General features: G+C 74.4%; 6 protein-coding genes. 3 read left to right on the top strand and 3 right to left on the bottom strand.

What is annotated here, in order from left to right; translation table 11 throughout:
- Window positions 1–65: 65 nt before the first annotated feature.
- Window positions 66–818 carry an FAD-dependent thymidylate synthase gene (thyX, locus tag BGP03_RS29400; RefSeq protein WP_296377915.1) on the bottom strand — a complete coding sequence of 251 codons (753 nt, stop codon included), beginning with the start codon at window positions 816–818 and terminating at the stop codon, window positions 66–68.
- Between the two features lie 88 nt (window positions 819–906).
- On the opposite strand from thyX, the gene BGP03_RS29395 reads away from it, so the two are divergent.
- Both BGP03_RS29395 and BGP03_RS29390 read left to right on the top strand, forming a co-directional pair.
- On the top strand, window positions 907–1,446 hold the full coding sequence (locus BGP03_RS29395) for a toxin-antitoxin system HicB family antitoxin (protein WP_296377914.1): 540 nt from the start codon (window positions 907–909) through the stop codon (window positions 1,444–1,446).
- On the top strand, window positions 1,443–2,438 hold the full coding sequence (locus tag BGP03_RS29390) for a DUF4097 family beta strand repeat-containing protein (protein WP_298798371.1): 996 nt from the start codon (window positions 1,443–1,445) through the stop codon (window positions 2,436–2,438). Before BGP03_RS29395 ends, BGP03_RS29390 begins: the two co-directional genes overlap by 4 nt.
- A gap of 67 nt (window positions 2,439–2,505) precedes the next feature.
- Here the strand turns inward: BGP03_RS29390 and BGP03_RS29385 are convergent, their stop codons facing one another.
- Window positions 2,506–3,735, bottom strand: coding sequence for a crosslink repair DNA glycosylase YcaQ family protein (locus BGP03_RS29385; protein WP_296377912.1), 1,230 nt, complete (start codon window positions 3,733–3,735; stop codon window positions 2,506–2,508).
- Window positions 3,732–4,679 carry an EamA family transporter gene (locus BGP03_RS29380; RefSeq protein ID WP_296377911.1) on the bottom strand — a complete coding sequence of 316 codons (948 nt, stop codon included), beginning with the start codon at window positions 4,677–4,679 and terminating at the stop codon, window positions 3,732–3,734. Before BGP03_RS29380 ends, BGP03_RS29385 begins: the two co-directional genes overlap by 4 nt.
- A gap of 79 nt (window positions 4,680–4,758) precedes the next feature.
- On the opposite strand from BGP03_RS29380, the gene BGP03_RS29375 reads away from it, so the two are divergent.
- Window positions 4,759–5,289: a GNAT family protein gene (locus BGP03_RS29375; protein WP_298798373.1), complete on the top strand. Its 531-nt coding sequence runs from the start codon at window positions 4,759–4,761 to the stop codon at window positions 5,287–5,289.
- The last annotated feature ends 516 nt before the right edge of the window (window positions 5,290–5,805 follow it).

Below are 5,805 nucleotides of genomic sequence, written 5' to 3'. Positions count from 1 at the left end.
AAGACCGCCGACGAGATCCTCGACAGCGTCGCCAGCTACTGCGGGCGAATTACCGACTCAGGACACTAGCCCTCGGTGACGAATGGGCTGGACGCGATCTCGGAGCCGTCGTCGAGCTTCTGGATGTCGAAGTCGTTGAACACGTTGGGGACCTCGTCCTGGAGCCGGCGGAGGCACTCGATGGCCAGCGCGCGGATCTCGACGTCGGCGTGCTCGGTGGCGCGCATCGCGATGAAGTGGCGCCAGGCCCGGTAGTTGCCGGTGACGACGATGCGCGTCTCGGTGGCGTTGGGCAGGATCGCCCGCGCGGCCTGGCGGGCCTGTTTGCGGCGCAGGGTGGCGTTGGGCTCGTCGGCGAAGCGCTTCTCCAGGCCTTCGAGCAGCTGCTCGTAGGCGGTGACCGCGGCGGCCGACGCGTCCTCGAAGAGCTTGTGCAGCGCCGGGTCGTCGGAAATGGCCTCGGGCTCGACCATCGCGGCGTCGCGCTCGGGTACGTAGCGCTGCGAGAGCTGGCTGTAGGAGAAGTGGCGGTGGCGGATGAGCTCGTGGGTGAGGCTCCGCGACACCCCGGTCAGGTAGAAGCTGACCGAGCCGTGCTCCAGCACGGACAGGTGCCCCACCTCGAGGATGTGGCGCAGGTAGCCGGCGTTGGTGGCCGTGGCGGGGTTGGGCTTCTTCCACGACTGGTAGCAGGCCCGTCCGGCGAACTCGGCCAGCGCCTGGCCCCCGTCGGCGTCAGTGGTCCACGGCACGCCCGCAGGCGCCACGAACTCGGTCTTGGCGACGAGCTGGACTCCCAGCGGCACGATCTCCGGCATGTCCAGGAGGGTAACCGGGACCCCCGACGGTTCCGCCTGACGCCACGTGACACTTGACTGACGTCATATCTGACGCCATTATGGCGTCATGGACCTCGGTCAGTACGTCACGCAGCTTCGGGAGGACCTCGCGTCCGCCGCCGCCGCTGGCGACGAGCAGACGCAGCGCACCGCGGCCCTGCTCGGCGCCGCCATCGAGCCGGCCGCGCGGCTGGCCCTCATGAACGCCCTGTCCGACCTCGCGGCCGAGGTCACGGCCGCGCTGCCCGACCACGTCGTCGAGGTGCGGTTGGACGGGCGCGACGTCCGCGTCGCCGTCAGCGGTGACCCCACGGCCGAGCCGGAGCCCGAGCCCGCGCCGACGGGTGGCTTCGGCGGGTTCGGCGGCTTCGGCCAGGGCGGCGGGGACGCGGGCGACATCTCCCGCATCACCCTGCGGCTGGTCGAGCAGATCAAGGGCCAGGCCGAGCAGGCCGCGGCGTCGCAGGGCATGTCACTGAACTCGTGGGTGGCGCAGGCCGTGCAGGGTGCGCTCTCGGGTCAGGGCGGACACGGCCGGGGCCGGCCGGGGCGCCCCGGCCGGCCGGGCAAGGACGACCGACGGATCCAGGGGTGGGTGCAGGGATGAACGACGCCATCGATTTCTCGAAGGACTCCTCGGGGGACTCCTCGGGGGACTCCTCGGGGGACTCCCCGGACACCCCGGACACCCCGGACACCCCGTCCGACGCGGTGCGGCGCGAGTCGTGGCCGGTCAAGGGGGCGGCCGAGCTGGAGGTGAGCGTCGACGTCGGGCGGGTCACCGTGCGACTCGACCCGGACGGGGGCGAGGAGGTCACCGTCGAGGTGCGCCACGACCCCACCGTCGGCGGCGGGTGGGCCCAGGGCCTCACCGGCATCGTGAACTGGCTGGGCACCGCGACCGGCGCCCCCGGGGGCGACCCGCAGTGGCTCCCCGCCGACGCCGTGGCGGCCGCGGAGATCAGCTGGTCGGAGCCCGCGCGCCGGCTGGTGGTGCGCTCGTCGCAGGAGCTGCCGCTGCGCATGGTGCCGCTGGAGGTCACGATCACGGCCCCCCGGGGGTCGCGGATCGCGGCCCGCACCGGCGCCGGTGACGTGACGGTCACCGGTGTCGCCGGCTGGGCCGCGGTGCGCACGGGGGCGGGCTCCGCCACCCTCGAGGCCGTCGACGGCGACGCCGACGTCACCACCGGCTCCGGCGACGTGGCGGTGGGCCCGGTCAGCGGCCGCACCCGCGTGCGCACCGGATCGGGAGCCATCCGGCTGGCCGACCTCCGCGGAGCCAGCGACGTCAAGGCGGGCAGCGGCGACGTCGAGCTCGGCGTGGTGTCGGGTGACCTCGGGGTGCGGACGGGTTCGGGAGACCTGCGGATCGCCGACGCCCGTTCCGGCCGCTACGAGCTGACCACCGGCTCGGGCGAGCTGCGGGTGGGCGTGCACGCCGGGGTGACGGCCGAGCTGGACCTCTCCTCGGGCTCGGGCTCGGCCCGCAGCGACCTGGAGGTGGGCGGCACGGCCCCCATCGGGGGCGTGGCGGTGCACGTGCGCGGCCGTACAGGCAGCGGGGACGTGCTGGTCACGCGAGCGGTCCCGGCCTGACCTCCGACGCGGTGATCACGGGCAGATGGCGGCTGCCGGAGCTCCACCGGCGACCATCCGCCCGTGATCACCGCGGGCCGAGGGCCGCCGCCAGCGGGCTCGCCAGGTCGCCACGGGCGCCGGCCACCACCGCGTCCAGGCCCAGCCAGGCCGCCATCGTGTGCAGCTCGGCGGCCAGCTCGGCCACCACGCGCGCGGTGTCGACGCCGGGCTCGGCGAACGCGCCGGGTACCCGCAGCGTGGCGGTGGCGCGGTCGGCCTTGAGGTCGACGCGGGCCACCAGCTCGCCGTCGAGCAGGAACGGGAACACGTAGTAGCCGTACTCCCGCCTGGGCTCGGGCACGTAGATCTCGATGCGGTAGCGGAAGCCGAAGAGGCGCTCGGTGCGGTCGCGCTCCCAGATCAGCGGATCGAACGGGCACAGCAGCGCCCGCCCGGAGACCCGCCGCGGCATCCGCGTCCCGGGGCGCAGGTAGGCACCATGGCGCCAGCCGTGGACCTCGACCGGCTCCAGCTCACCGCTCTCCACCAGCTCCGCCACGGCCTGCTGGCTGCGGGCGGGGCCGAGACGGTAGTAGTCGCGCAGGTCGGGCTCGGTGGCCACCCCCAGCGCCGACGCCGAGTTCAGCACCAGCCGGCGGGCGGCCTCATCGGGATCGACGGGGTGGGCGGCCAGCACCTCCGGGGGCAGCACGCGCTCGGGCAGGTCGTAGAGCCGCTGGAAGCTGACGCGCGTGCCGGTGGTGAGCTGCCCCAGCCCGAACAGCAGCTCGCAGACGCGCTTGACGTCGGAGCGCTCCCACCAGGTGGCACCGGGCGGCCGGGGCGCGCCGGTGGCGCCCAGCGCCTGCTCGAGGGTGCCCGCGCTGGCCGGGCCGAGCTCCTTGACCGCAGCCAGCACGTCGTCGACCAGGGTGGGCTCGCGCTCGGCGATCTCCTCGGCGAAGCGCCACCAGCCCTTGCGCTTGGCGCCCGACATCAGCAGCGGCCAGTCGGCCACCGGGAGCAGGCTGGCCTCGTGGGCCCAGTACTCCACCAGCAGCCGCGGCCTGCGCGCCGAGTGGCTCCACGCGGCGTCGTCCACCAGGGCGGCGTCGTAGGGGCCCAGCCGGCTGAACAGCGGCATGTAGTGGGCTCGCACCGCGACGTTGACGGAGTCGAGCTGCAACAGCTTCGTGCGGTCGACCGTGCGGACCAGGTGCCGCCGCGTGACGGGCCCGGCCGGGCGGGCGTCGGCGAAGCCCTGGGCCGCGAGGGCGGCGCGGCGGGCCGCTCCCGGGGTGATGCGATCGGTCACGGGCCCGATGCTGCCATGGGGGTACGACGTTTCCGCGCGGGCGAGGGCCGCTCGGCCACGATCACCAGGACCACCGCCACCAGCACGATCGCCCCGCCCACGAGCTGCAGGGGCGTGAAGCGCTCGCCGACCACCAGCACCCCCAGCAGCACCGCGAGCACCGGGTTGACGTAGGCGTAGGTCGCGACCGTCGAGACCGGCAGCGTCGACAGCGCGAACGCGTACGCGCTGAACGCCCCGAGCGACACCACCACGGCCATGTAGACCCACGCCCACCAGGACACGACCGTGATCGCGGCGGGGTCCACCCGCTCCCCCGCCGCGGTACCGGCGACCATCAGGATCACGCCACCCACGAGCATCTGCACCGCCGCCATCGCGAACGGGTTCGCGGGCACCGGCAGCCGGGTGGTGGCGAAGGTGCCGGTGGCCCAGCCGAGGCTGGCCAGCAGCACCAGCCACGGCCCCCACCAGGCGCTGCCGCTGACGCCGCCCGATCCCGGACCGGCCAGCACGAGCACGGCCAGCCCCACCACCCCGACGGCCACGCCTCCCACCGTCGCCGCCCGCGGCCGGTCGCCGGTGACGGCGCGCAGGATCACGATCCACAGCGGCACCGCGGCGATCAGCAGCGCCGCGAGCCCGGACGCGACGGCCTGCTGCCCGAGCACGACCAGCCCGTTGCCCCACGCGGGCAGCAGCAGGCCCGACAGCGCGGTGGTGCCGAACTGGGCGAGGCTCATGCGGAGCGCCCCGGGGCCGGCCACGGCCAGCACCACCAGCACGAGCAGGGCGCCCCCGACCAGGAACCGGAACCCCCCGGCCAGCAGCGGCGGCACCGTCGTGATGATCAGCCGGTTGGCCAGGTAGGTCGACCCCCACAGCACGTACACGACGCCGAGCGCCGCCCACGGGAGGTTGAGGGTCGGTCGGGTGCGCGTCACCCCACCGACGTTGTCATGCGCAACGACTGCATGTCGCCCCCGTTCCACGCCCTGGACGCCGACGGGGTATCCATCTCCCATGGCCATCGCCGCGGTCCGAGCCGCCACCTCCGCCGACGTCGAGGAGATCGTGCGCATCCAGGCCGACACCTGGGCCGCCGCCTACGCGTCCCTCGTGCCGGCGACGGCGATCGAGCAGCTGCGCGGCGCCGAGGCGCGCGCGGCGTGGTCGGGGGCGATCGGTGCCGGCGCCGGGCACGTCCTGCTGGCCATCGAGGGCGACTGGACCGTCGGTTTCGCCGCGGCCGCGGTGGCGGGCGAGCCGTCCGGGCCCGATGCCTGGGGGGAGATCGGCACGCTGCTGGTCGAGCCGCGGTGGGGCCGGCGCGGTCACGGCGGCCGCCTGCTCGCCACCGCCGCCCACGCGCTGCAGCAGGCCGGGGCGATCTACGGGCTGGCCTGGATCCCCGAGGCCGACGAGGCCTCCCGCCGCTTCTACGCCCGGGCGGGCTGGGAGCCCGACGGCACGGTCCGGGCGTTCGACACGGGGGCGGGAACCCTCCGCGAGGTCCGGATGACGGGCTCCCTGGACCTGAAACTGACGACCTGACCCCGCCCCCGCGAGTCGGCACTTCCCCGTGCCCGAGTCGGCGATTCCGCGCGCGAGTCGGCACTCTCCCGTGCGCGAGTCGCACGTTTCGGGTGGGCGCGCGGCCAGGGCGCACCAGCATGATCACTGTGCTCCGCACCCGGGCGCCCCGACGAAGGCCACAACGGGCGGTCCATGGCGATCATGACGGGGCCGCGGGACGCGTGATCGGGATGAGCCGCACGTCAGCGCCCTCACCGCGGCCGTGCGGTGCGGTGGACCGCGATCGTGGGAGCACTGGCCGCCCGAGCGGACCCGCAGCCGGGACGAGGCCGATGACCGTACCCGGCAGATCGACATGATGCGTCGATCCGCACATCAGCGGTACGAGGGCCGCGCCGCACGTGCGCGCCGATCACGGGGAACGCGACTCGGCGTGATCGTCGCGGGCCGCACCACAGAGGCCTGCGGGTTCAAGGGGTCGTCGCAACACCGGTGGTCAGTGGGTTGAACAGTAGCCCTGTAAGGGCCTGGGCC

It is taken from the genome of Pseudonocardia sp. 73-21 (genome assembly GCF_001899645.1).
GTDB lineage: Bacteria > Actinomycetota > Actinomycetes > Mycobacteriales > Pseudonocardiaceae > Pseudonocardia.
Note: the sequence above shows the minus strand (reverse complement) of the source record. Positions and strands in the feature narration are given on the sequence as shown.

Coding starts and splice junctions, on each gene's coding strand:
- BGP03_RS29395 (WP_296377914.1), top strand. CDS start 907: ATGGACCTCGGTCAGTACGTCACGCAGCTTCGGGAGGACCTCGCGTCC.
- BGP03_RS29390 (WP_298798371.1), top strand. CDS start 1,443: ATGAACGACGCCATCGATTTCTCGAAGGACTCCTCGGGGGACTCCTCG.
- BGP03_RS29375 (WP_298798373.1), top strand. CDS start 4,759: ATGGCCATCGCCGCGGTCCGAGCCGCCACCTCCGCCGACGTCGAGGAG.
- thyX (WP_296377915.1), bottom strand. CDS start 818: ATGCCGGAGATCGTGCCGCTGGGAGTCCAGCTCGTCGCCAAGACCGAG.